25 protein-coding genes are annotated in these 22,462 nt (G+C 38.6%); 21 read left to right on the forward strand and 4 right to left on the reverse strand.

Annotation, left to right across the window (positions count from 1 at the left end):
- Positions 1 to 32 precede the first annotated feature (32 nt).
- From IGI38_RS03825 to IGI38_RS03845, 5 genes are all read left to right on the forward strand, one after another.
- The gene (locus IGI38_RS03825; RefSeq protein ID WP_438726919.1) at positions 33 to 722 is read left to right on the forward strand and encodes a response regulator transcription factor; all 690 of its coding nucleotides are present in this window, start codon (positions 33 to 35) and stop codon (positions 720 to 722) included.
- Positions 709 to 1,617, forward strand: coding sequence for a sensor histidine kinase (locus tag IGI38_RS03830; RefSeq protein ID WP_438726922.1), 909 nt, complete (start codon positions 709 to 711; stop codon positions 1,615 to 1,617). The genes IGI38_RS03825 and IGI38_RS03830 overlap by 14 nt, the downstream gene beginning before the upstream one ends.
- A 50-nt stretch (positions 1,618 to 1,667) precedes the next feature.
- Positions 1,668 to 1,970, forward strand: coding sequence for a DUF6506 family protein (locus tag IGI38_RS03835; RefSeq protein WP_438726924.1), 303 nt, complete (start codon positions 1,668 to 1,670; stop codon positions 1,968 to 1,970).
- A 330-nt stretch (positions 1,971 to 2,300) separates the two neighbouring features.
- Entirely contained in the window at positions 2,301 to 3,050 is a 750-nt protein-coding gene (locus IGI38_RS03840) for a GNAT family N-acetyltransferase (RefSeq protein ID WP_438726927.1), read from the forward strand.
- A gap of 9 nt (positions 3,051 to 3,059) precedes the next feature.
- Complete coding sequence (locus IGI38_RS03845) at positions 3,060 to 3,596, forward strand: DUF1697 domain-containing protein (RefSeq protein ID WP_438726929.1); 537 nt, start codon at positions 3,060 to 3,062, stop codon at positions 3,594 to 3,596.
- Positions 3,597 to 3,640: 44 nt separating this feature from the next.
- On the opposite strand, the gene IGI38_RS03850 is transcribed toward IGI38_RS03845, so the two are convergent.
- Positions 3,641 to 4,615: a serine hydrolase domain-containing protein gene (locus IGI38_RS03850; protein WP_438726931.1), complete on the reverse strand. Its 975-nt coding sequence runs from the start codon at positions 4,613 to 4,615 to the stop codon at positions 3,641 to 3,643.
- A 180-nt stretch (positions 4,616 to 4,795) separates the two neighbouring features.
- Between IGI38_RS03850 and IGI38_RS03855 the strand changes: the two genes are divergently transcribed.
- The 15 genes from IGI38_RS03855 to abc-f all read left to right on the forward strand — a co-directional run bounded on the left by IGI38_RS03855 (position 4,796) and on the right by abc-f (position 18,957).
- Entirely contained in the window at positions 4,796 to 5,863 is a 1,068-nt protein-coding gene (locus tag IGI38_RS03855) for an alpha/beta fold hydrolase (RefSeq protein ID WP_438726934.1), read from the forward strand.
- 42 nt (positions 5,864 to 5,905) lie between these two features.
- Complete coding sequence (locus IGI38_RS03860) at positions 5,906 to 6,382, forward strand: MarR family winged helix-turn-helix transcriptional regulator (protein WP_438726936.1); 477 nt, start codon at positions 5,906 to 5,908, stop codon at positions 6,380 to 6,382.
- 124 nt (positions 6,383 to 6,506) lie between these two features.
- On the forward strand, positions 6,507 to 7,004 hold the full coding sequence (locus tag IGI38_RS03865) for a GyrI-like domain-containing protein (protein WP_438726939.1): 498 nt from the start codon (positions 6,507 to 6,509) through the stop codon (positions 7,002 to 7,004).
- Between the two features lie 83 nt (positions 7,005 to 7,087).
- A complete protein-coding gene (locus tag IGI38_RS03870; protein ID WP_438726942.1) occupies positions 7,088 to 7,978 on the forward strand; it encodes an AraC family transcriptional regulator in 891 nt (296 codons plus the stop codon).
- Between the two features lie 139 nt (positions 7,979 to 8,117).
- Positions 8,118 to 8,549, forward strand: coding sequence for a GFA family protein (locus tag IGI38_RS03875; protein ID WP_438726945.1), 432 nt, complete (start codon positions 8,118 to 8,120; stop codon positions 8,547 to 8,549).
- A gap of 149 nt (positions 8,550 to 8,698) precedes the next feature.
- A complete protein-coding gene (locus tag IGI38_RS03880) occupies positions 8,699 to 11,221 on the forward strand; it encodes a sigma 54-interacting transcriptional regulator (RefSeq protein ID WP_438726948.1) in 2,523 nt (840 codons plus the stop codon).
- A gap of 185 nt (positions 11,222 to 11,406) precedes the next feature.
- Entirely contained in the window at positions 11,407 to 11,823 is a 417-nt protein-coding gene (locus tag IGI38_RS03885) for a PTS sugar transporter subunit IIA (RefSeq protein WP_010741509.1), read from the forward strand.
- Between the two features lie 2 nt (positions 11,824 to 11,825).
- A complete protein-coding gene (locus IGI38_RS03890) occupies positions 11,826 to 12,302 on the forward strand; it encodes a PTS system mannose/fructose/N-acetylgalactosamine-transporter subunit IIB (RefSeq protein WP_438726952.1) in 477 nt (158 codons plus the stop codon).
- A gap of 168 nt (positions 12,303 to 12,470) precedes the next feature.
- A complete protein-coding gene (locus IGI38_RS03895; protein ID WP_438726954.1) occupies positions 12,471 to 13,229 on the forward strand; it encodes a PTS mannose/fructose/sorbose/N-acetylgalactosamine transporter subunit IIC in 759 nt (252 codons plus the stop codon).
- Positions 13,230 to 14,057 carry a PTS system mannose/fructose/sorbose family transporter subunit IID gene (locus IGI38_RS03900; protein WP_438726957.1) on the forward strand — a complete coding sequence of 276 codons (828 nt, stop codon included), beginning with the start codon at positions 13,230 to 13,232 and terminating at the stop codon, positions 14,055 to 14,057. It begins immediately after the preceding gene.
- A 17-nt stretch (positions 14,058 to 14,074) separates the two neighbouring features.
- Positions 14,075 to 15,127 (forward strand): galactitol-1-phosphate 5-dehydrogenase, encoded by a 1,053-nt coding sequence (locus tag IGI38_RS03905; protein WP_438726960.1) that lies wholly within the window; start codon positions 14,075 to 14,077, stop codon positions 15,125 to 15,127.
- The gene (gene hxlB, locus IGI38_RS03910) at positions 15,111 to 15,665 is read left to right on the forward strand and encodes a 6-phospho-3-hexuloisomerase (protein WP_438726963.1); all 555 of its coding nucleotides are present in this window, start codon (positions 15,111 to 15,113) and stop codon (positions 15,663 to 15,665) included. Before IGI38_RS03905 ends, hxlB begins: the two co-directional genes overlap by 17 nt.
- Positions 15,666 to 15,715: 50 nt before the next feature.
- Positions 15,716 to 16,459 carry an SDR family NAD(P)-dependent oxidoreductase gene (locus tag IGI38_RS03915; protein ID WP_438726966.1) on the forward strand — a complete coding sequence of 248 codons (744 nt, stop codon included), beginning with the start codon at positions 15,716 to 15,718 and terminating at the stop codon, positions 16,457 to 16,459.
- Positions 16,460 to 16,486: 27 nt separating this feature from the next.
- The gene (alsE, locus tag IGI38_RS03920; protein WP_438726968.1) at positions 16,487 to 17,158 is read left to right on the forward strand and encodes a D-allulose 6-phosphate 3-epimerase; all 672 of its coding nucleotides are present in this window, start codon (positions 16,487 to 16,489) and stop codon (positions 17,156 to 17,158) included.
- A 302-nt stretch (positions 17,159 to 17,460) separates the two neighbouring features.
- Positions 17,461 to 18,957 (forward strand): ribosomal protection-like ABC-F family protein, encoded by a 1,497-nt coding sequence (abc-f, locus tag IGI38_RS03925; RefSeq protein ID WP_438726970.1) that lies wholly within the window; start codon positions 17,461 to 17,463, stop codon positions 18,955 to 18,957.
- A 312-nt stretch (positions 18,958 to 19,269) separates the two neighbouring features.
- Here the strand turns inward: abc-f and IGI38_RS03930 are convergent, their stop codons facing one another.
- The 3 genes from IGI38_RS03930 to IGI38_RS03940 all read right to left on the reverse strand — a co-directional run bounded on the left by IGI38_RS03930 (position 19,270) and on the right by IGI38_RS03940 (position 21,429).
- Positions 19,270 to 20,190: a LacI family DNA-binding transcriptional regulator gene (locus tag IGI38_RS03930; RefSeq protein ID WP_438726973.1), complete on the reverse strand. Its 921-nt coding sequence runs from the start codon at positions 20,188 to 20,190 to the stop codon at positions 19,270 to 19,272.
- A gap of 21 nt (positions 20,191 to 20,211) precedes the next feature.
- Positions 20,212 to 20,484 (reverse strand): hypothetical protein, encoded by a 273-nt coding sequence (locus tag IGI38_RS03935; protein WP_438726975.1) that lies wholly within the window; start codon positions 20,482 to 20,484, stop codon positions 20,212 to 20,214.
- A gap of 81 nt (positions 20,485 to 20,565) precedes the next feature.
- The gene (locus IGI38_RS03940; RefSeq protein WP_438726977.1) at positions 20,566 to 21,429 is read right to left on the reverse strand and encodes an SPL family radical SAM protein; all 864 of its coding nucleotides are present in this window, start codon (positions 21,427 to 21,429) and stop codon (positions 20,566 to 20,568) included.
- A 130-nt stretch (positions 21,430 to 21,559) separates the two neighbouring features.
- Here IGI38_RS03940 and IGI38_RS03945 point away from each other — a divergent pair, with 130 nt between their 5' ends.
- A complete protein-coding gene (locus IGI38_RS03945; protein WP_438726980.1) occupies positions 21,560 to 22,399 on the forward strand; it encodes a MerR family transcriptional regulator in 840 nt (279 codons plus the stop codon).
- Positions 22,400 to 22,462 lie beyond the last annotated feature (63 nt).

A 22,462-nucleotide genomic window follows, 5' to 3' on the forward strand; every position in this document is an offset into this window, starting at 1 on the left:
GTGATGATACAGGCAGGAAGCAGGGATGGTTGATGGTATACAATATTTTACATGTGGACGATGAAAAGGAAATCATCAAACTATTAAAGATGTACTTGAAAAGTGAAAATATCAACCATTATGAGGCTGCCGATGGTCGTGCAGCATTAGCGATTTTGGCCGAAAAGAAAATCGATCTGCTGATCGTTGATATCATGATGCCGGAAGTCGATGGTTTTGAACTGATTCGTACGGTTAGAAAGACCAGTAATCTGCCGATTATGGTAATTTCAGCTCGAGTTGAGGCATCTGATCGGATTTTTGGTTTAGAGATCGGTGCGGACGACTATTTGACGAAGCCTTTTGATCCTCACGAAGCGATTGCCAGAGTGAATGCTTTACTACGGAGGTATTATTCATTAGGTGTCGCCAATGAACGAACCTCTGATCGATTGAATGTCGGTAATTTGTTTTTAGACACTCAAGCCTGTACAGCTTATGTTGACGAAAGGCTGATCAATTTAACAGCTGTCGAGTTTCGTGTCTTGAAGCTGCTGATGGAGCAGCCGGGACGGGTATTTACTAAAGAGCAGATTTACGAACATGGCTGGCAAGATCCGTTGGCAGGTGATAACAACGTACGGGTCATGATGAGCAAGCTGAGAGAAAAAATCGGCAATGAACGAATTAAAACGATTCGCGGCTTAGGCTATCGTATGGAGGTCATACATGAAACAGCTTAGAAATGCAATTTTACGCTCCTTTATCCTCTATTTCTTTGGACTTTCAATTGTGGGCGGATTAATTGAAGAATTCTTTGCTTCCTTGGAAACACTGGTTTTTGAGCCAGAGTATCAAGTGATTTTCATGATTATGAGTGCGCTCTTTCAATTGGTAGCGATCTTTGGCTTTTCCTATTCCTTTTATCGGAATTTAGATAAGAAAATCGCGCAGCAGAGTCAAAAAATCGCAAAGCAGCAGAATACGTTATTTGCGAATATCGCTCACGATCTGAAAACTCCGTTAACCAGCATCACAGGCTTCTCCAAGGCACTGAGTGAAGATATCGTTGAACCAGAAGAACGAGGAGAGGTCTCCTCGATTATTTATCAAAAATCGCTGGCGGCTAATGAATTGCTAGATTTGATGTTTCAATACACAAAACTGAACTCAGCGGAATACGATTTAAACCGACAGGAATGTGCAGTGAATTATTTGTTGAAAGAGGCTGTAGCAGATAATTACGATTTGATCGAGCAGCAGGAGATTGAGTTGTTTTTAGACTTGCCCGAAGAACCAGTCATCAAAAATATTGATAAAATCGAGATGCGAAGGGTATTCAATAATTTGTTGATTAACGCATGCAAGCACAATCCCCCAGAGAGTAAATTGATCATTTCAATGATCCAGCGAAACAGTCAGGCAGAAATTAGTTTTGCCGATAATGGTACGGCGATCCCGTTGAAGGATCGAGAAAAACTTTTTCAACCATTTGTCAGTGAAAACGAATCGGAGCGCAATTTCCAAGGCAGCGGTCTGGGTTTAGCGATTATCAAGACGATTATTGAAAAACATGGATATAAAATTGACTTACTAGATGACGAAAAATATACGAAGAAATTTGTGATCACTCTTTAAAATCGAGTAGTCTGCTAACCTAGAGACTAACAATAAAAAGGAGGTTTCATATGTTAAAAGCAGCGTTTATTTTTGTAGCAGAAGGTGCAGATGGTCAAAAGGATCGTTCAGTAGTCACTACGCCCTCGGTTGAACTGATTACAGTTGGCGTAGTAGATTATGCAGAAGCGGTGGTAATTTCAAAACAATTAGTTGAAGAGGGAGTCCAGGCAATCGAACTATGCGGAGGCTTCGGTCATCTTGGAACAGCAAAGATTGTTGAAGCAGTGGGTGATAAAGCAGTTGTTGGTGTAGTAAGGTTTGATACCCACCCGGGATTAGGAAACCAATCCGGGGATACATTCTATTTGTAAAAGGTTTAAAGCAGAAGTTTTCGCTTCTGCTTTTTTTTTGACAGTAAGGAAAATATAAAAATTTCATATAAATAAATCGCTTAGCAGCAGTGATATCCATGGCCGGCTTCACGAACCTGTTTTTCTACACAAGCTACGCATGCAGTTACTGCTAAACTACATTAAGCAGAACTAACATACTGGCAATAACCTAAACGAGTTCGCGAAGCCTTTCTTATGCTCACTGCCGTATCTTTTTTCTTGTATGGATAAAAAAATATAAAAATATTGAAAGAGAGAAAAGTACACGTAATGCTATACTGGAGATAATAAAAATGGAGGAGGGATTTGATGGTAGAGTATGTAAATTTAACAGAAGAAAATATTGCTGATGAACATCTTTGTTGCGCGATTTCAGGTATGAAACACCAGGCAGGTGTCGATACAAAAAGAGCATGGATCAAGGACCGATTGTCTGAAGGACATGTCTTTCGTAAACTGAATGCAAAGGGAAAAGTCTTTATCGAATATGCCCCATTGGAAACGGCCTGGGTACCTGTAATCGGCGAGAACTATTTGTATATTTACTGTTTATGGGTATCTGGCAGTTTTAAAGGACAGGGCCACGGAAAAAATCTGTTGAATTATTGCATTGAGGATGCTAAGCGCCAAAATAAATCTGGTGTATGTGTCATTAGTTCGAAAAAGAAAACGCCCTTTTTGACAGATAAAAAATTTGTTGAAAAAAATGGATTTAAAGTCGTTGATCAAATCGCTGACGGATTTGAACTTATGGCCTTATCTTTTGACGGAACTGTACCGGTCTTTTCGGAAACGGCTAGAAAGCAAACGATCGATAATCAAGAATTGACGATTTTCTACGGTCGTCAATGCCCGTTCATTCCAAATGGTCTAAAAGAGGTTCAGGAATATTGCGACGAAGAAAAAATATCATTACGTCTAGTTCCGGTGGACAGCCTCGAAAAAGCCAAAAAAATGTCAGGAATATTCAATAATTGGGCAGTCTATTATCAAGGAAAATTTTTAACGGTTCATATGCTGAACAAGAATGTGTTAAAAAAATTATTGGCTGCTGCGTGAGGTGAGAAATTGAAAAAATATATCGCTTTTTTGCGAGGGATCAATATCAGCGGTAAAAATAAAGTGGCTATGCCATTATTGAAAGCGGCATTTGAAGAAATTGGTTTTACCGATGTCGTGACTTATATCAACAGCGGCAATGTGATTTTTTCTAGCGAAAGTGCAGATAAGTCAGAATTGATTCAAAAATGCGAAGCTGTGATTACTGCTAAATTTGATTTGAAGATTCCAGTAACCGTTGCAGGTGTTGACGATTTGGCTGAGACGGTCAAGCATGCGCCTGATTGGTGGAATCAGGAGAAGGAAACGGTCCACTACGCTATTTTTATGATCGCTCCCATTACAGTATCAGAAGTTTTTGCGGCTGTCGGTGAAATAAAACCAGAATATGAAAAAATCGCTTATCATGACGAAGTGATTTTCTGGTCAGCGCCTCGTAAAACCTTCAATAAAACTCGCTGGTCTAAAATCGCCAGTTCTTCGGTCAATAATCATGTGACGATTCGCACGGCAAATACAGTCAGTAAATTATTAGCAATGGGATAGTAACGAAAAAAATCAAGCAGCCGTGAAACTGCTTGATTTTTTTATTATATTAGTGGTAAAATCTCGCGTTGAATAAAATCAATGCGATCGTAGACATTTTCTTTGAATAAGGCGGTAATTGCAACTACAAGCTCTTGCTCGTGATCAATATAGATGATATTTCCACCGTCTCCCATCGCCGCAATAATTGGTTTGGACGGGTCAATAATCCACCATAGATAACCGTAATCAAGTCCCTCTTGGTCCCAATGGCTATGTTTCTTCTGCATCGCATTTATCCAGCTTTTCGGAACAATCTGTTGGCCCTCCCAGCTGCCTTGATTTAAGATCAGTCTGCCGATTTTTGTCAATTCTCGTGTTGTAAGTGTCAATCCCCAACCACCCGCATTCAAACCAGTATCATCTGCGACCCAGCCATTTGAAGTAGTCGACTTATTAAAAGCCATTTGATCTTTAGCCGATTTTAATTGGATCGTTTTCTCAACAACGATCTCTAACGGTTCAAATAATTTTTTACGTGCGAAATCTAATACATTTTGATCCGTAGTACGAGTGAGGATAGCCGATAAGAGATCCGGGCCAATCAAGGGGGTATAATTAAACTCGCCGATCAGCTGCTTCCCGCCGAGTTTCTTTAAAGTAAACTTGGTCCAATCTTTACTAGAAAAATACTTAATATAGGTGAGCGGTCCTGATTTATAGTTGTAAGGTGCGGTCATCGTCAGCAGATTTCTCAGAGTAATGTTTTTTATTGTCATGTCCTTTGGTCGATGCTCTGGGAAATATTCTAAAATAGGCCGATCTATGTCATTGAGATATCCTTGTTCTTGGGCAATGCCTAACAGTAATGACAAAATACTTTTAGTGATTGAATAGACATGAGTCTTACTGGATTCATCACAACTATTGAAATAGTCTTCGTAAAGCAGCTGATCATTTTTTTGCACAATGATCCCCGTAATATTTTCGTGATCTGTCGCGATTTTGTGTTGTATCGCTTTGAATTTTTGGTTGTTCATCATTTTCCTCCATTTCCGAAGGCGCCTTCTATACTTAGAGTAAATGCATTAAAAATCATAATCAAGCGTTATTTTAAAAAAGTTTATTGCTTACGACTTTAGGCTGATTTCCTGAAGAAGGAATCATGCTATTCTAATATAGTAATTATAATGACTAAATTCGAGAAGGAGTATTTGATTATGGTGAAGAAAATTGGGTTGATTAGTTTAGGGTTGGTGGCTTTCGTAGTGATCGCAGGTTTCTTTTTAGTATTTTTTAACAGTCCGGGAAAATTAACTAGCTTGAAAAACGAAGACGGAGAAACGATTCAAGGGAGCATTAGTGAGAAAAAATTTATTAAGATTGGCGGAATTAAGCAAGGAATGTTCATTCGAGGGGAAGATCAAACTAAACCTGTCTTACTGTTTTTACATGGAGGTCCCGGTACACCGGAATTTGCGATGTCGGAAGCTTGGGAGACGCAAGAGCGTTTGGAAAAGGAATTTGTCGTGTGCTATTGGGATCAACGAGGAACCGGTATGTCGAATACAAAGGAGTTAGATAGCAATACCCTGACGAAGGATCAAGTATTAACGGATACGATCGAAGTTACAAATTATTTGCGAGAACGATTCAAACAAGAAAAAATTTATTTGATGGGACATTCTTGGGGAGCGTATGTCGGAATTCATGCTGTAGAAAAAAGACCAGAGCTTTATTCGTCATATATGGGTGTGGGCCAACCTATCTATCAGAAAAAGGGACAAAAGCTTGCTTACGCTTATCTGCGTAAACACGCGAGCGAGATCGGCGATGAAAAATCATTGAAGAAATTGGCCAATTTTGATCCCGAAGCACCGGCATATAACCTGCTTTTAGAAAAATATGGTGTTGGGATTCGCCATGAAGGGCCGTCATTAACAACGATGCTCAAGCATCTGATGTTTTTCAAAGGATATACGTTGAAAGAGAAATTGAATGCAGTCAAAGGAATGGTATTATCGAATGAAAAATTGGATACGGAAGATTACTCAAATGACAACTTATTGAAGTCTTTACCAAAACTGCAAGTGCCTGTATATGGTTTGCATGGGAAATATGATTACCAGGTGTCGTATCAGCTGGCAAAAGAATACTTTGCTGAAGTGGCTGCTCCTGATAAAAAGTTTTATACATTCAATAATTCTGCCCATAGTCCAAATTTTGAAGAGTCTAAAGCATTCTATCAAGCAGTTATTGAGATTAAGCATCGCATAGAAAACCAATAGTTAGCTGCATATGGTACTATTGCTCTAGAGGAGTGTGATTGAATGAGTAATGAAGATCGTCTATTTCTAATTTCTCAAACCTACGCCACTTTATTTTCGGTAACGAATAAACTGCAGGCAGCTGGCGACGAAACAATGGAGGAGTTGACTTCTAGGCAATTAATGGCATTAATTGCAATTGCTCATATTCCAGAGGGCGAGGTCAGTCTAAATGCGATTGCTTCAAAACTGGGCGCAACAAAACAAAGTACGGCACAGATTATTAATAACCTGAAAACTAGAGGCTATCTGAAATCGGAAAAAAGCAGAACGGATGCTCGTTCAGTAAATATTGTGGTCACCGAAAATGGGAAAAAAGTTTTTAAACAGGCCAATGTACAAGGCTGGATTTTTTTACAAAATGCTTTTCAAGCTTTTTCCGAAGAAGAATTGGAACAGCTTTGGGGATTGTTGAAGAAACTTTATCAATTTGATGGAGAGCAACAAGATGGCTTTGAAGCAGATGGAAGAAAAATATAAGTTGAACAGAGAAAGACCGATCTATTTATCAGATCCTGTCTTTCTCTTTTTCTGTTTCAAAAAGGATAAAAGAATTCTCCATTGGCTTTGCTATAGTAAAGAAAAGAAAGCGAGGGAATGATTTATGGAACATCGAATTGTTGAATTAGAGAGCTTCAAATTGGTTGGGTTTAAGCAAGTATCGACGAATGCCAACCGTCAAGGAATGAAGGATTGTCCGGCATTTTGGAATGCGATCGTTTCTACCGGCAAGCAGGAAAAACTTTTGCCGTTGATCAATCATGAACCATTTGGTTTGATAGGTGCCAGTTTTTATAATGTAGATGAGACAGATGCTCAAAAATTTGATTATTATATTGCTGTTGCTACTACAAATGAAACACCAGAAGGGGTATCCGAGGTTGAGGTACCCGCCAATACGTGGGCGGTTTTTCCATGTACAAGAGAAACTTCAGGAAAAACACAATTTGCGATTGTCTCTAACTGGGCACCGCAATCAAAAGAGTATGAATTATTGAACGATGGCTATATGACTGAAGAAATGACTTCTGGCGGACCAGATCTAGAAGTTTACGGACAAGGTGAAGAAATTGAAGTTTGGGTACCGGTAAGAAGAAAGTAAAAAAGTGATATAAGTTTAGAAAAGATTAGAAACTTTTCCTCATTATGCTATTCTTAAGAAAGAAAGTTTAGAGGAGGAGAAGCATGTCAAAAGACCTTGAACGTTTTTCGGCTACGTTGGCTTATATCGAAAATCATTTATTTGAAGCTGTTTCGTTGAAGCAGTTAGCGAAGCAGGCTTTACTTTCGGAATATACTTTCCATCGTTTTTTTACCTATTTGACGGGTTATTCCTTTTCAAATTATTTGCGTAATCGCCGCCTTTCAGAAGCGGTTGAGTTATTGCGAACAGGTCATTCGATTGATGAACTATCAGAATTATGCGGTTACGCGAATCGATCAGCTTTCAATCGGGCTTTTTCTAAATTTCATGGAATCGCGCCAAGCCAAGCAAAAGACATTCAGGCGGCGATTAATTTTTTTCCGCCGATTCGACTAGATATTCAAATCAATGGCGGAAAAACTTTGAATTATCATATCGAACAGTTACCTAGCTTCACTATCGTTGGTAAAATGGCTGCGTATCAATTGGAGGATGACCTGTTTAGCAAGACGGGCAAGCAGTGGGAGAATTTCTTTATGGATCAAGAGCTGCGAGAATTTGCCGAAAGTGAGGCAACGCAAAAGAATTTTTTTGGACTAAAGCGTGCTCCGTATTTTGCTGTTGCCAATCCTATTAAACCTCAATCAGGGTTGCTGAATTATTTTACAGGATTTGTTTTGAATCAAAAGACGTCGTCGGACTATTTGACGCTGGAAATTCCTAAACAGACATATGCTGTTTTTGTTAGCGACCCTTACGATTATCGTAAAACAGAGAATGTTTCCAATGCCTATTTCCAGCTACAGCAGCAAATATTCAATACCTGGCTGCCGCAAACAGAGTATCAAAAAATTGACGGGCCGGAACTCGAAACCTATTTAACACTAGAGGATCGTGCTTGTTTAGAAATTTGGCTGCCGATTAAAAAATAAGAACGATGTAAGACAAGAATGGGTGAGCATTCTTGTCTTTTTTATCTATCCCTCAGAAAAGATAGCAAGTAGGATCAAGCGCACGACCATTTTTTATTTATAATAAAATAGAGAGCTGAAGAAGAAATGGAGGAAAAAAATGAATACTGCAACATGTTTGTGTGGAAAGATCGCGATTGATGTACAGAATTTTCATTCTGAGGTAGGCGCCTGTCATTGCTCAATGTGTCGAAAATGGGGTTCAGGTCCGCTTTTGACGATTGAAGCAGGGGCGGTGGAGAATATCACTATTAGAAATGAACAGCTAGTCTCAAGATACCAGGCATCTGAATGGGCGGAAAGAGGTTTTTGTTCACATTGCGGATCAAATCTTTTTTACCACTTATTACCAACAGATGCGTACAGTATTCCGATCGATTTATTCGAGAATCAAGGAGATGCGGTATTGTCAGTGGAAGTCTATTATGATCAAAAGCCCGCTTATTATGAGTTTGCGAATGAAACAAAAAAAATATCGGAAACGGAAATTTTGAAAATGGTCCAAGAGAAATATTTTGCTGAAAGTGATTGAGAGAAATAGTTTTAAAAGGATCATTTAGTGCATCACTTTTATTTGTCCTACCTGTTGAAAAGTCTTCATTCAGAATGCGAGAAACAAACGCATATTGAAAGCGCTTCTTAATCTGTGTACAATGTCACTAATAAAGGAGGTTGGGAGTAATGGGGAGAAAGGACAGTGTTTTTACTTTTTTATGTGAGCAAACAGAAATATTTATTTCTGGAAGTGGGTCGCCTAAAATAGATTCTACTAGTATTTCAGATGAAATTGGAATAGCACGCTACAATGTTAGTCGTGATTTAAATCGTTTAGTAGAAGAGGAACAAGTAATCAAATTAGCCGGTCGTCCAGTTTGTTTTCTTGGAAAACATTTGATTGAGAAAGAAATTGGGAAAGAAGTCGAATCTAAGAAGCCGCTAACTGTTCAGGAATTGGAGGAACTTTTATCTACCCAAGATAATAACTATCCTAGTGATTATCCCTTCACTGAATTGATCGGCTATGATGGATCTCTAGAAAATGCAATAAGACAGGCAAAAGCCGCGTTACTCTATCCGCCGTTCGGGTTGCATTCTTTATTGACGGGTCCCTCTGGCTCAGGTAAAACAACTTTTGCCCGATTCATGTACCAATATGCCAAGCATGCAGGAAAATTGAAAGAAGATTCTCCTTATGTGGTTTTTAATTGCGCTGATTATTCTAACAACCAGCATTTACTATTAGATCACCTATTTGGTCATGTAAAACATGCCTTTACAGGAGCGGAGTCAGATAAGGATGGACTAATCGCAGCAGCCAACAACGGCATTCTTTTTCTAGATGAAATTCATCGACTACCGCCGGAAGGTCAAGAAATGTTATTTTCGATAATGGATCGAGGAGAGTATTATCGTTTAGGTGAATCATCAAATCCCAGAAAAGTTCGGGTGTTGATTATAGGTGCAACAACAGAGGAAATCGAAGGCAATATTTTATCGACTTTTTTAAGGCGCATTCCGTTAAAAATCTTTATGCCTAGTGTAAAAGAACGCGGGTTGGCTGAAAAAATTAAGTTGATTTATTTTTGCTTCAAGCAAGAGGCAAAGAAGATTGAACGTAAGCTGCAGGTGAATGAGGATGTGATCCGTTTCTTTTTACAGTATGATCCTGTAGGCAATATTGGACAGCTGAAAAATGATATTCAACTGTTATGTGCTAACGCTTTAGTTGACAGTATTTCTAGCAATTCAGACATTATTCAAGTGAAACTGTCACATCTTTCAACGTATTTGATCGATCAGTTTTACTATACACATTCTTCTGAGATCAACGGTGAGCTGAGAGAAAAACTTAAATTGCTGCAAATCGATGAATTTGTTTTCACTCCTGAAGAAGAGCGAGATTACGATCCGTTTCTTTTAGTTGACGAGGAGGAAAGTGTTTCTCATGATGTGTTAGAAACCTATCACAAATATTTAGATGGCAAAGGCTCTTTGTCACCGTTAAAGTCAATCATTCATGGAAAAGCACAGGAATTGGCAGAAAAACAAGGGAATCAGCAGCAGGCAATCTTTAAAATTGTTTCTCGTAAAAATTATGAAGTTACTGTCAATATTTTAAAAAGAATCGCTTCTAAAGAACGTTATCACTTAGAGGAGAGTAATATCAAAAGTCTAGCGTTGCATTTAGATACTTTGATCGAAAAAATTACTGAAGGTTATTCCTTTAGAGACAATTCTTTTTTAGAACACAAACGACCTAATGAAATGGCATTGGAAAAAGAACTTGAAGTTGCTGAACAAATCTGTCGTGAGATTTCCAATCAACTTGAGGTGCAATTACCTGAAAGTGAAAAATATTTTATCTCGTTGTATTTGAAGGCGATGAATGAAAAGTACACTGAAAAAAAAATCGGAGTTTTGATTCTGATGCACGGAACAAGTGCTGCTACTGATTTAGCAAACACGGCCAATCAATTACTGAATGTCGATCATGCAGTCGGATTGAATATGCCTTTATCTCAATCGGTTGGTGATACGCTGGAAAAGGCCACAGAGTTGATCCAAAAAGTTGACCAAGGAAAAGGCGTTGTGATTCTAAGTGATATGGGTTCACTGAACATGTTCGGAGATATTATCACAAAAAAGACTGGTATTCCAACGAAGACGATTAAAATGGTGACGACGCCAATGGTCATCGAAGCGACTAGAAAATCATTGTTGCCGAAAATGTCGATCACAGAGCTTTCGGAAGATATTGTCGAACAAAGTGCCTACATTGGTAATAGTGTTGAAGACTTTCAAGTAAAAACAATGGAAGAAAGAGGTATAGTGTTTACAGATGATCGCCGTAGCAAAATTATTTGTATCCTAGAAGAGAGCTTGATCTTTTTAGATGGTGCCACCATTTATGATTTGTTAGAAATCGAAGCGAAAAAGATCACCACGACTTTTCAGATTGATCACTTCGAAGATTTTTGGATCAAATTCCTATTTCATACCAGCAATATGATTGAACGAGCGATTCGTAAAGAACAATTTTTACGAGAAGATACTGCCGTGATTGTTGAAAGTAATCGCGAGTTGTATCGGTATCTTAAAGACTTATTGACGCCTTTAGAAAATCGTTATGCAATTGTGGTCGAGGATAGTGAAATTAGCTATTTAATGGAGTTGATCGAAGTAAATACAGAGTTAATTTACTAATCGACACACTATATGAAAGAACAGCAGCACACTATTTTTATTTGGACAGCACACTAATAAAATAAATTGTTCATTGGAAAGTATCAACTACGTTTTATCGTCAAAGCGTTGATTTGATGCTTTCTTTTTGTTTGTTCATAAAGTTGGCATGCTTATTGCTTTATAGAGAGTGAGGAGGTGAAAGGATGATCGGTGTATTAATACTAACCCATGGGGAGCTTGCTGCTGGTTATCTTTCAGCATTGAAATTAATTACAGGAGAGGCAGAAAATATTGATACGTTAGGTTTGTATCATGAAACAAGTATTGAAGGCTATAAAGAAGAGGTTGCTGCCAAAATGCTGAAAATGGAACAAGGTAAAGGAGTCATCGTTTTTTGCGATATCTTTGGTGCAAGTCCTTATAATGTGACGGCTCAGAATTATCAAGTATTAAAAGACAAGGTAAACTATCGCTCAATTACTGGTGTAAATCTACCGATGGTGATCGAAGCGGTATGCAGCAGAGAAACAATGGAGTTAAATGAATTAGCAAAATATATTCAAACAGTTGGAAAAGATGGGATTAAAGAACTTTTTGAAAATTATGGGAAGGATGAATAAAAATGAGTGAAATCGTATTAACCAGAATCGATGATCGGCTGATTCACGGACAAGTAATGACAGCATGGGTAAAGAAAACACGAGCGAACCAGATTTTGATTATTGATGATGAGGTTGCAAAAGATGATTTTATGAGTGAGATTTTAAAAATGTCGGCACCTGCAGGAATCGATATTGTAGTAAAAGGTTTAGAGGAGGCTGTAACTTTTCTAAATGAACAAGAAAAAGAAAATAAACGGTTGATCATTTTAGTTAAAGCACCGATCACTATCGACGTGATAGTGGAAAAAGGAATTATGATTGATAAGTTGGTTGTTGGTGGGATGGGCGCTAAAGCAAACCGACGAGTGTTGTACAAGAATATTTCTGCCTCCGATGAGGAGCGCGCCACATTCAAAAAATTAATCGATCGTGGTATTCCTGTTGTGATCCACATTATTCCAGATCAAAAGGAAATAGATCTTTCCAAATATCTATAAATAGTTTTAATGAAAAAAGGATATCAGTTCCACTTTTTGCAGTTTGTAACGTGATAAAAACAAATCAAATCAAATTTGTCATAACAATTTATAGTTCAAACAACTAGTGGAATGATATACGGCATGAAGATTGGACTAATTTTTTAATATGAATAAGGAGGAAGAAAAATGCTTTTATCTGCAATATTAGTTGCTATTATTTCAACGGTCTGTAATTGGTGGCCCAGTCATTTAATCACTCGTTCATGGCTTTATCCGATTTGGTCAGGGTTTCTCGTGGCATTAGCAATGGGCGAACCGATGGTGGGGATGCAAGCGGCTGCATATATCAACTTGGCTTATCTTGGTTGGATCACTGCTGGAGGAACAATGCCGGGAAACTTGCCCGTTGCCGCAGTATTTGGCACGGCGATGACGATTTTATCAGGGGCAGATCCAAGTTTAGCGGTCACCTTTGCTGTACCATTCAGTTTGTTCGGAATTTTAACCTTCCAATTAACAATGTCCATCAATGCACTGTGGGTCCATCGGGCGGAAAAATTCTTAGACAATGGAAACATTCGAGCAATGCGCATGATGAATTATGTTCCATCGGGAATTTTAAATTTCCTTGTTACAGGTGTTCCGGCTTTTATCCTCGTATATTTTGGGGCAGAACCTATGAAGAATCTGTTGAATATGATTCCGGATTCTTTTGTTGATGCGATGCAAGTGGTTGGAGCAATCATGCCTGCATTAGGAATTGCGATGCTGATCAGCTTTATGGGAAATAAAAAGATTATGCCATTCTTCTTCTTTGGTTTCATTCTGGCAGTCTACTTGAAATTGGATGTCATGGCGGTAACAGCCGTTGCTGCAATCATGGGCTTTGTGTTCTATAATACTGGATTTCTTGATATGAAACCTGCTGGAAAGGAGCAATCATAAATGGAAGCAAAATTAACGAGGAAAGAATTATTAAAAAATTGGGCGCTGACTTATTCGAGTGAGACCGCGTATAACTATGAACGTCTACAAGCTTTGGGGCAAGCAAATGCCATGGTGCCAGTCATTCGGAAACTCTATCCTGAAGATAAAGATCGCCAGGTACAAGAATTGAAGAAGTATTTTGTGTTTTATAACACTGAACCTTCTTTCATTGGAACAATGATCCCGGGAGTTGCGGCGGCAATGGAGGAACAACGTGCCAATGGTGCTGAGGATATCACGGATGAAACGATTAACTCTTTACGGACAGGCCTGATGGGACCGATCGCAGGGATTGGGGATACAGTCAGTCAAGGGATTGTTTATCCAATCTTAGCGGGTATCGCGTGTTCATTAGCAATTGATGGTAGTTATGTCGGACCGCTCTTTTTTGAAATCGCCTACAAGATTTGCTTGATTGGTTTTGGCTGGAATATGTACCGTTTGGGCTATCAAAAGGGAAAATCCTTTATTTTAACGATGCTGCGTGAAGGAACAATTGCTCGCTTAACAGAGATTTTCAGTATGGTCGGTTTGATGGTTGTCGGCTGTATGACGGCTTCCCGAGTAAACATTGAGATTCCAATGATTTTGAACATTAAGGGTGTCAAGTTAGGTATTCAGGAACAGGTGATTGATGCGTTAATGCCTGGGCTAGTTCCATTAGCGATCACAATGCTGGTTTATTGGTTGGTACGTAAAAAAGTAAATATCAATTTAATCATTCTGATTATCTTTGTTTTAGGGATTTCATTATCTTATTTAGGTATTTTGGGAATTCCGAAATAAGTAGGGGGAAATAGCGTATGAAAGCAGTCGATTTAAAAGCAATCAATCATTTAGAATTAGTAGAAAAAGAGAAACCTGTACCCAAAAGAGGGGAAGTATTGATTCACGTCATGGCCTGTGGAATCTGCGGATCGGATATTCCACGGGTTTATGTTACTGGTTCATATCATTTTCCAACTGTATTGGGGCATGAGTTTTCTGGAGAAATCGTAGAAGTCGCTGATGATGTCAGTTCAGAATATTTAGGCAAGAAAGCCGCCGTTTTTCCGCTCTTACCTTGTAATGAGTGTGACTATTGTCAGTCCGGTTATTATGCCCAATGTAAAAATTATAATTATTTTGGTTCGAGAACAGATGGCGGGTTTGAGGAATACTTGGCGGTTCCCTTATTCAATCTGGTTCTTTTAGAAGATCAGGTGAGTTATGAAGAAGGGGCGATGGTCGAACCAGCTACTGTAGCACAACATGTCATCAATAAGGCCGAATTAACTGTTGGCGATAGCGTAGCCATTTATGGTGCGGGGCCGATTGGTGTCATGGTGGCACAATGGGCTCAAATCAATGGTGCGGGGAAAGTCTTATTGATTGATATTGATCCAACAAAAGTGGCTTTCGCACGAGAATTAGGCTTTGAACATGTCTGTAATAGTCAGGAAAATGCTGCGGAAGCTTTTATTTTAGAAACTTTAGGCGGAAAATTAGCGGATGTTGCAATCGAGGCCACCGGTTCTAGCACAGCTTTTGATCAATGTGCGCAATCCATTCGTACCTTTGGACGAGTGGTCTTGTTGGGGAATCCTCATTCGGATATGATCCTTAAGCAGAAAACGTATGATCAATTCATGCGAAAAGAAGGCACGATCGTCGGGATGTTCAATAGTGTCTATGAACATTTCCCTAAAAACGAATGGCAAGTGACTGCTCAAGCAATCGCTAATAAGCAGTTAAATTTGAAACCGTTAGTGACCCATAAAGTTCAAATCGAAGAGCTGATCAGTGCGTTTGACATGATTCATGAGAAAAAAGAATTTTACAATAAGGTGTTGATGGTTAATGAAAAATTATTATGAGAATAGTCAATCAGTAATGGAAGAGTTGGATCATTTATTGGAAAAAATTTCTAGTGAAGAGATTGATCAATATGTAAAAGCATTATTGGAAGCTCGAGAAGTCTTTTTTATCGGTGTTGGCCGAGTACGTTTGTCATTAGAAGCGGCGGTTAAGAGATTGACACATTTGGAGATCAGCTGTCACATGGTTGGTGATTTAAATGAACCACCGATTACTGAAAAGGATCTTTTAGTTGTGGGCAGTGGCTCAGGGGAATCAGTGATTCCTCTGGAGATTGCAAAAAAAGCAAAATCGTATGGCGCGAGAGTGGTCCATTTGACATCAAATCCCAATAGTTCGATTGCCAGATTGGCCGACCATATTGTCAAATTTGATAGTCCTTCTAAAAGCAATCAAACCTTTACTTCGATCCAACCGATGACAACAGTGTTTGAACAAGGATTGCTTATTTTTCATGATGTATTAGCTTTACGTTTGATGAATGAAAAGCAGATGACCATGAATGATCTGAAGAGTCGTCACGCGAATTTAGAATAGCTGTCAGTTTTAATTTTCATAGTTAGATTATTTTAAAAGGGGTTTAAGAAATGGACAATGAAAAGAAAGTTGCTTTTATCACTGGTGCTGCCGGCGGTCTAGGCACAGCAGTAGTCGGAAAGTTACTAGACAGGGATTTTATCGTTTTGGTCAATGACAACAATCAAGAGAATGTACAAACGTTATTGGACAAATTCAAAGGACATGAAATACATGCATTCTGCTTCGATGCGACAGATGAAACAGCTTGGGAAGAGGCCGCCAATGGAATTAAAGAGCAATTTGGTAAAGTAGATGTGCTGTTCAATAATGCTGGGATTTTCAAAATCGAAACGATTGAAGAAACGAGTGTAGAACTTTGGAAGAAAACGATGGATGTGAATGCGTTAAGTATTTTCTTAGGAATAAAAACGATGTCGCCATTACTGGGCGAAGGCAGCAGTATCATTAATACCAGTTCGATCGCATCATTTTTAGGGTCAAAAAATCGCATTGCTTATGCGGCTTCAAAAGGTGCTGTTTCTGCTTTGACTAAAGCTACAGCTATCGAGTTCGCACCTCGAGGCATTCGAGCGAATTCTGTTCACCCTGCTTATATTAAAACTCAGATGGCTAAACATGCAGCGGAGGCTACTGAACGGACGATGGAAGAAATGGGCAGCCGAATTCCTTTATATCAGCGAATCAGTACAGCCGATGAAGTAGCCGATGTCGTTGCCTTTTTAGCATCAGATGCGTCACGTTTTATGACGGGTTCTGAAGTGGTCGTTGATGGTGGACAATCTGTTAATTAAAAGGCTAAAAGGAAAGAGGATCAAAAAATGGTAAAAATATCTCCATCGCTGATGTGTATGGACATCAGCAAATTTGAGGAACAAATCAATTGTTTGAACCAGACCGTTGATTACTATCATATTGATATTATGGATGGTCATTACGTTAGCAACATGACCTTATCTCCTTGGTTTATTGAACAACTTAAGGATCATACCGCGATTCCTCTAGATGCGCATTTGATGGTGACAAATCCGATTGAGTATGTTGATCAATTACTAAATTTAGGGGTAGAAGTGATTAGTATTCATGCAGAATATTTGAACGGTCATGCTTTTCGATTAATCGAAAAGATTAAACAACAGGGAAAGAAAATGGGCGTGGTTCTAAATCCTGAAACACCGTTGAATGTGATTACTGATTATCTCCATTTGATTGATATTGTGACAGTAATGACGGTGGACCCTGGTTTTGCCGGACAGACATTCATCTCAGAAAGCTTAGACAAAGTACGAAAACTAAAAGCTTATCGTGAAGAGCACGACTTGGTGTTTGACATTCAAATCGATGGGTCCTGTAATGAAAAAACGTATCGTACGATGATCGAGGCCGGAGCAGATATTTTAATTGTAGGAACAAGTGGTTTATTTAATTTGGATGACTCCATTGAGAAATCGGTAGAACTAATGTATGAACACCTTACAGCAGTGATAAGTTAATTCCTAGAAATTTTGACGATTAATCGTTTTCATGATATTGTGAAAATATAAGAAAGTGAGGGATCCATATGATTGATTCATCAGTGAAGTAGAGAAGCTGCATTAAGACTGTACCTCTTAAGACTAAGGGAGCAGTGTGCAGATTTTCGAAAAATTGGTGGATGATCATAGGGATCTTTTTTATGAAAAGAAGGTTTATTTGTCGTAAGCCTGACTGTCTAAAAATAGCTCTGTGATCCAGTTTTTCGAAAATAACTGGGTCTTTTTTTGGCTTCATTTGAAGTCAAAGCGAGGTGTTTATTATGACAAATATAAAAATCGATCATTTAACGTTTGGTTACGATCAATTAGGAACATTACTATTTGATGATGCCCAATTAAATATCGCGGATGATTGGAAACTTGGATTAGTGGGAAGGAATGGGCGTGGAAAAACAACACTGTTGAATGTGCTGCGTGGAGAATTGCCTTATCAAGGGGAAATTACTCATCAATTGGAAATGAAATATTTTCCGAAAAAAGTTGAGGACCCAACCCAATTAACCTACTATGCGTTATCTGAAGACGAAGAATTAGAAATCTGGAAACTCGAGCGAGAGTTAACCTTGTTAAATTGTGATTTGGATGTTCTATGGCGAACGTATTCGACCTTATCTGGCGGAGAGCAGACCAAAGTTCTTTTAGCACTTTTATTTTTAGAAAAACATTCTTTCCCGCTGATTGATGAGCCGACCAATCATTTGGATAGGCATGGGCGGCAGCAGGTCGCGAAATATCTCGGACATAAAAAACAGGGATACATCTTAGTTAGTCATGATCGAACTTTTTTGGATCAGACGGTTAATCACATTTTAGCGATTGAAAAGAATCAATTGATACTTTATCAGGGGAATTTCTCAACCTATGAGGAACAAAAAGCACAACGTGATGCTTATGAGCAAGCTCAAAACAGTAAGCTGAAAAAAGAAATCAATCGTCTGCAAAAAACTGCCCAAGAAAAAGCTGAATGGTCTAAGTCTAGGGAGAAGGATAAGACAAACAAGTCAAAAGGTTTCATTGACACAGAATACCGCCGAGTCAGTCCAGGTGCTATTGGTGCAGATGCTGCTCGCATGATGAAACGATCGAAGGCTATTATTCAACGAGTGGAAGGACAAATTGGCGAGAAAGAGAAGCTGTTGAAAAATATTGAAACGGTTGATACTTTAAAAATATCCTATGAAGAAAATTATCATCGACGAATTCTGCAAGTAGAAGACTTAGCTTTACGTTATGCTGATAAACCCTTATTCGATCGAAAAAGCTTTGAGCTATTCCGAGGGGAGTGCCTTACGATCACCGGGGAAAATGGCAGTGGAAAAACGTCGATGGTCCAAGCGTTATTAGGAGAATTTTTGGGTGAGATCGAAGGCTCGATTCAACGAGCGAATGGGCTGAAGATCAGTCGAATACGTCAAAATTATGAGAACAATCAAGGAACACTCGAAGATTTCGCGGAAAAAGAAGGACTCGACTATTCGCAATTTTTGAATAATCTAAGAAAACTTGGCATGGAGCGTCGTGTTTTTGGCAACAAAATCCAAAACATGAGTATGGGTCAGCGCAAAAAAGTGGAGCTGGCTAAATCATTGTCACAAACCGCGAATCTATATATATGGGATGAACCGCTAAACTACCTTGATGTGTTCAATCAAAAGCAAATCTTAGAGCTGTTACTGCGGACCAAACCTACAATGATTTTGATTGAACATGATGACTATTTTGTTAATAGAGTCAGTGATAAAATTGTTCAGTTATAGAAATACTTAATAAAATAAAGTTAAACACCTTGATTACTTTAAAAATGAAAGCAATCAGGGTGTTTAGCTTTATAAATAGTTTGCTCCGCTTCAATTGAAGTTTCTTTATTTTTTAAATGTGCAACGTTTTACTTAATCATTCATATGCAATGAACTCGAAGAAGCATTGGATGATTATCAGGAGATTTAGCCTGTCACTATTTCTATCTATCTCTTCTCTTCGAAAACTTGAAAAAGAGTGAAATATGCGATGACATTCGAAATAGCACGCAAAAAAACAGCTGGAAAATGAAGTCCAGCTGTTTGTTGCATTTATCTTTTTATAAAATGATGGGGGATACAGATTTTTTCATGCTTATAGTGATAAAAAGCTTCAAAGGCTTTTTTACCACATTCTGCTAAATGATGATCGATGGTAGAAAAAACCATCACTTCACTGATTAACTGATTTTCTCGTCCAATAATCAACGGTTTCTCTGTCTTGTATTGCTGTAATATCGTTGCCGCGATATCATCACCAAATGCTAAAATGCCATCTACCTGTCTCTTTTTAAAAAAGCTGGCAGCTTGGACACCGTCATCTGCAACGATACAATCCCAAAAAATATTATCTTCCTCAAAATCAGGATAGACTTCTTTTGCTTTTTGGATAGAAAACTCTGAGTTGTGACTAATATTCTTACTTCGTCCTAGAGTCATCCCTGGATGTATAACGCCTTTTTCTTTCATATAGGAGAAGGCTTCTTTTATTGATTTTTTTAGATTGATATAGACGCAGCTTACATCCGCATTTGGAATTTCTTCGCAAAAAATAATCGGTCCATACTGTAAATAGTCTAGGAAAACTTTGATCGAATTAGCCTTTGTGGTAACGATCAAACCATCAAACGCTCGTTTGGAAAATTCCGCTAAATAGCGTTTCTCTAATTCTTGATCATAGTTAGTCGGAAGCAAACTAATTTGATAGCCATGGTCAAAAGCCGCCTGCATAATACCGCTGAGCATCTGATCATAATATTCATGATTAACAAAAGGCAGAATCACACCAATATTCTTGGTTCTGCCATAACTCAGATTTTGTGCAGTTCGATTGGGCACGTAGTTAAGCTCAGCCATTACCTCCAGTACTTTCGCTCGCTTTTTATCATCAACATAGGGATGGTTGTTGATGACACGAGAAATCGTGGAGACCGAGTAGCCAGTGAGTTTTGCGATATCGCGGATATTTGCCATGGAAACACCTCATCTAAAATTTTACGCCGCTAAATGTTCTTTCAAATATTCAATAACTGCAGGACCGAATTGGTAAAACGTATAACGGCGGTCTTGATAAAAGAAACTGACAATAGGACAGCCGAACAAATCATTGATAAATAAATGTTTGATTTCAGCCAATTGAAGTTTTTGGATAATTGGTCGTTTGAACCCACGGCTTCTGACAAGTCTCAATTGGTCTTCAGAAAAATGCAGGGAAACTTGAAAATGTTCTTGTGTATTGTCATGTTGAACCTTCACATACGTATCCATAAAAAATTCCTCCTTTTTTCTTTACAAGGGAAGTATAATTTATGAAACGAGTTTCATAGCAAGAGTTTTATTCTATTTTATTTAGAATAAGGACAACTGTTCACGCTTATCTTCAAATTCATGCAGGTAGCCAAACACTTCTTCTGTCTTCCAAAGGATACCATGTTTTTGACAAGTTTCGATAAAAATCTCCATTAAGTGATCATTATTTGGGCTGTTGCAGACGTAGTTTTCACCAAATGCGTACATATATTTTTTCTTCATGCCAGGAAAGTATTTATCCAATTGCTGGTAAAAGTACTCGCGATTACCTGCCCGCATGGTCACACCAAACCCAAAGCAAAGAATCCCTTTAACGTCAGCTTGAATACAGTAATCTAGAATGCCGCGTAAATTTTCTTCGCTGTCGTTGATAAAAGGCAGAATAGGGGTCAGCCAAACAACGGTAGGAACGCCAGCTTCTTTGAATTTCATCAAAGTTTCAAAACGCTCTCTAGTAGTGGAGACATAAGGTTCTAAGATTTTACAAAGCGCTTCATCATAAGTGGTCAGAGTCATTTCGACAACTGTCTTAGTTTTTTGATTAATAGACTTTAAGATATCCAAATCCCTTAAAATTCGAGAGGATTTGGTTTGGATGGCCACACCAAATTCATATTTATCGATCAGTTCTAGCGCACCTCGTGTAATTTTTAATCGTGGTTCCAATTGGATATAGGGATCGGTCATTGCTCCTGTACCGATCATACAGGATTTTCGACGCCTTTGTAATTCTTGTTCAAAAATTTCTAATGCGTTCGCCTTCACTTCGATATCCTCAAAGGTATGATTGAATTGATAACAATCGCTGCGGCTGTCGCAGTAGATACAGCCATGTGTACATCCGCGAAAGAGGTTTAATCCATTTTTCGCGGAGAGAATGGTTTTATATTCTTTGTAATGCATAGCATACCGTCTTTCTTAAGGAGTTTATATTTCAGGGGCACAGAACAAACGTTCGTTTTTATTATCTCATAAATTCGTGCTGATAACAATCAAAAGTAACGGTATAATAGGCTATGGAGGTGTTCTTTTATTGCTGAAAATCGGTGAATTTTCCCAACTGGGACAAGTATCCATCCGAACATTGCGTCATTATGATGAGATTGATCTGCTCCATCCCAAATTGGTTGATGAAGAATCGGGTTATCGCTATTATTCCGTGAGACAGTTAGAAGTCTTGGCGCAAATCGTCTTACTCAGAGAATTGAAATTTTCCTTAAAGGAAATCAAAAGCTTGATTCAACAAGATTCGAAAATATTTACGGCTACCTTACTAAAAAAAGATCGAGAGATCGAAAAAGAAATTCAACAGGATCGCTACCGTCAGCAGCAGATCCACCAAATGATTCAGCGAATGCAGCATACAGGAAAATTTCAAGTAACGATCAAAATGATTCCAGCTTTTTCAGTTGTCAGTTTACGAAAAAAAATCAAGAGCTTTTATCATGAAGGGTTGTTATGGGAAGAATTTAAAGCATTACTGAAAAAACAAACCATTGCTTTTCCACCTGAACCGAATCAAAATTTGACAATTTTTCATGATAAGGAATATTTGGAGGAGGGCGTAGATGTAGAGGTAGCTATTATTTCTAATGCTAAAGCAGCCGAACCGTTGCAGGTGAGACAGCTCCCGAAACTTGACCATGCTGCGGTCATGTATGTGGAAGGAAATTATCATCAACTTCCCGAAGCGTATCAGTCATTTGCTCGCTGGCTGGATGCTCATCCTGAGTTTCGAATGGTGAAGGCGACTCGACAAATCTGCCATGTAGGTCCAGAGCATACGAATAATCCTGAGGAATATCTGACAGAATTACAAATTCCATTAATTCCCTTGACTCTCACGCAACGTGAGGATTTATCTTCTAATTAGAGGTCGCGACTCAAAAAATATTTAGGGGATATACGCTGAGAGCCGCGATTATATCCCTAGACA

The organism is Enterococcus sp. AZ128, assembly GCF_051714485.1.
Classification (GTDB): domain Bacteria; phylum Bacillota; class Bacilli; order Lactobacillales; family Enterococcaceae; genus Enterococcus_A.

Coding starts and splice junctions, on each gene's coding strand:
- IGI38_RS03825 (WP_438726919.1), top strand. CDS start 33: ATGGTATACAATATTTTACATGTGGACGATGAAAAGGAAATCATCAAA.
- IGI38_RS03830 (WP_438726922.1), top strand. CDS start 709: ATGAAACAGCTTAGAAATGCAATTTTACGCTCCTTTATCCTCTATTTC.
- IGI38_RS03835 (WP_438726924.1), top strand. CDS start 1,668: ATGTTAAAAGCAGCGTTTATTTTTGTAGCAGAAGGTGCAGATGGTCAA.
- IGI38_RS03840 (WP_438726927.1), top strand. CDS start 2,301: ATGGTAGAGTATGTAAATTTAACAGAAGAAAATATTGCTGATGAACAT.
- IGI38_RS03850 (WP_438726931.1), bottom strand. CDS start 4,615: ATGAACAACCAAAAATTCAAAGCGATACAACACAAAATCGCGACAGAT.
- IGI38_RS03855 (WP_438726934.1), top strand. CDS start 4,796: ATGGTGAAGAAAATTGGGTTGATTAGTTTAGGGTTGGTGGCTTTCGTA.
- IGI38_RS03860 (WP_438726936.1), top strand. CDS start 5,906: ATGAGTAATGAAGATCGTCTATTTCTAATTTCTCAAACCTACGCCACT.
- IGI38_RS03865 (WP_438726939.1), top strand. CDS start 6,507: ATGGAACATCGAATTGTTGAATTAGAGAGCTTCAAATTGGTTGGGTTT.
- IGI38_RS03870 (WP_438726942.1), top strand. CDS start 7,088: ATGTCAAAAGACCTTGAACGTTTTTCGGCTACGTTGGCTTATATCGAA.
- IGI38_RS03875 (WP_438726945.1), top strand. CDS start 8,118: ATGAATACTGCAACATGTTTGTGTGGAAAGATCGCGATTGATGTACAG.
- IGI38_RS03880 (WP_438726948.1), top strand. CDS start 8,699: ATGGGGAGAAAGGACAGTGTTTTTACTTTTTTATGTGAGCAAACAGAA.
- IGI38_RS03885 (WP_010741509.1), top strand. CDS start 11,407: ATGATCGGTGTATTAATACTAACCCATGGGGAGCTTGCTGCTGGTTAT.
- IGI38_RS03890 (WP_438726952.1), top strand. CDS start 11,826: ATGAGTGAAATCGTATTAACCAGAATCGATGATCGGCTGATTCACGGA.
- IGI38_RS03895 (WP_438726954.1), top strand. CDS start 12,471: ATGCTTTTATCTGCAATATTAGTTGCTATTATTTCAACGGTCTGTAAT.
- IGI38_RS03900 (WP_438726957.1), top strand. CDS start 13,230: ATGGAAGCAAAATTAACGAGGAAAGAATTATTAAAAAATTGGGCGCTG.
- IGI38_RS03905 (WP_438726960.1), top strand. CDS start 14,075: ATGAAAGCAGTCGATTTAAAAGCAATCAATCATTTAGAATTAGTAGAA.
- hxlB (WP_438726963.1), top strand. CDS start 15,111: ATGAAAAATTATTATGAGAATAGTCAATCAGTAATGGAAGAGTTGGAT.
- IGI38_RS03915 (WP_438726966.1), top strand. CDS start 15,716: ATGGACAATGAAAAGAAAGTTGCTTTTATCACTGGTGCTGCCGGCGGT.
- alsE (WP_438726968.1), top strand. CDS start 16,487: ATGGTAAAAATATCTCCATCGCTGATGTGTATGGACATCAGCAAATTT.
- abc-f (WP_438726970.1), top strand. CDS start 17,461: ATGACAAATATAAAAATCGATCATTTAACGTTTGGTTACGATCAATTA.
- IGI38_RS03930 (WP_438726973.1), bottom strand. CDS start 20,190: ATGGCAAATATCCGCGATATCGCAAAACTCACTGGCTACTCGGTCTCC.
- IGI38_RS03935 (WP_438726975.1), bottom strand. CDS start 20,484: ATGGATACGTATGTGAAGGTTCAACATGACAATACACAAGAACATTTT.
- IGI38_RS03940 (WP_438726977.1), bottom strand. CDS start 21,429: ATGCATTACAAAGAATATAAAACCATTCTCTCCGCGAAAAATGGATTA.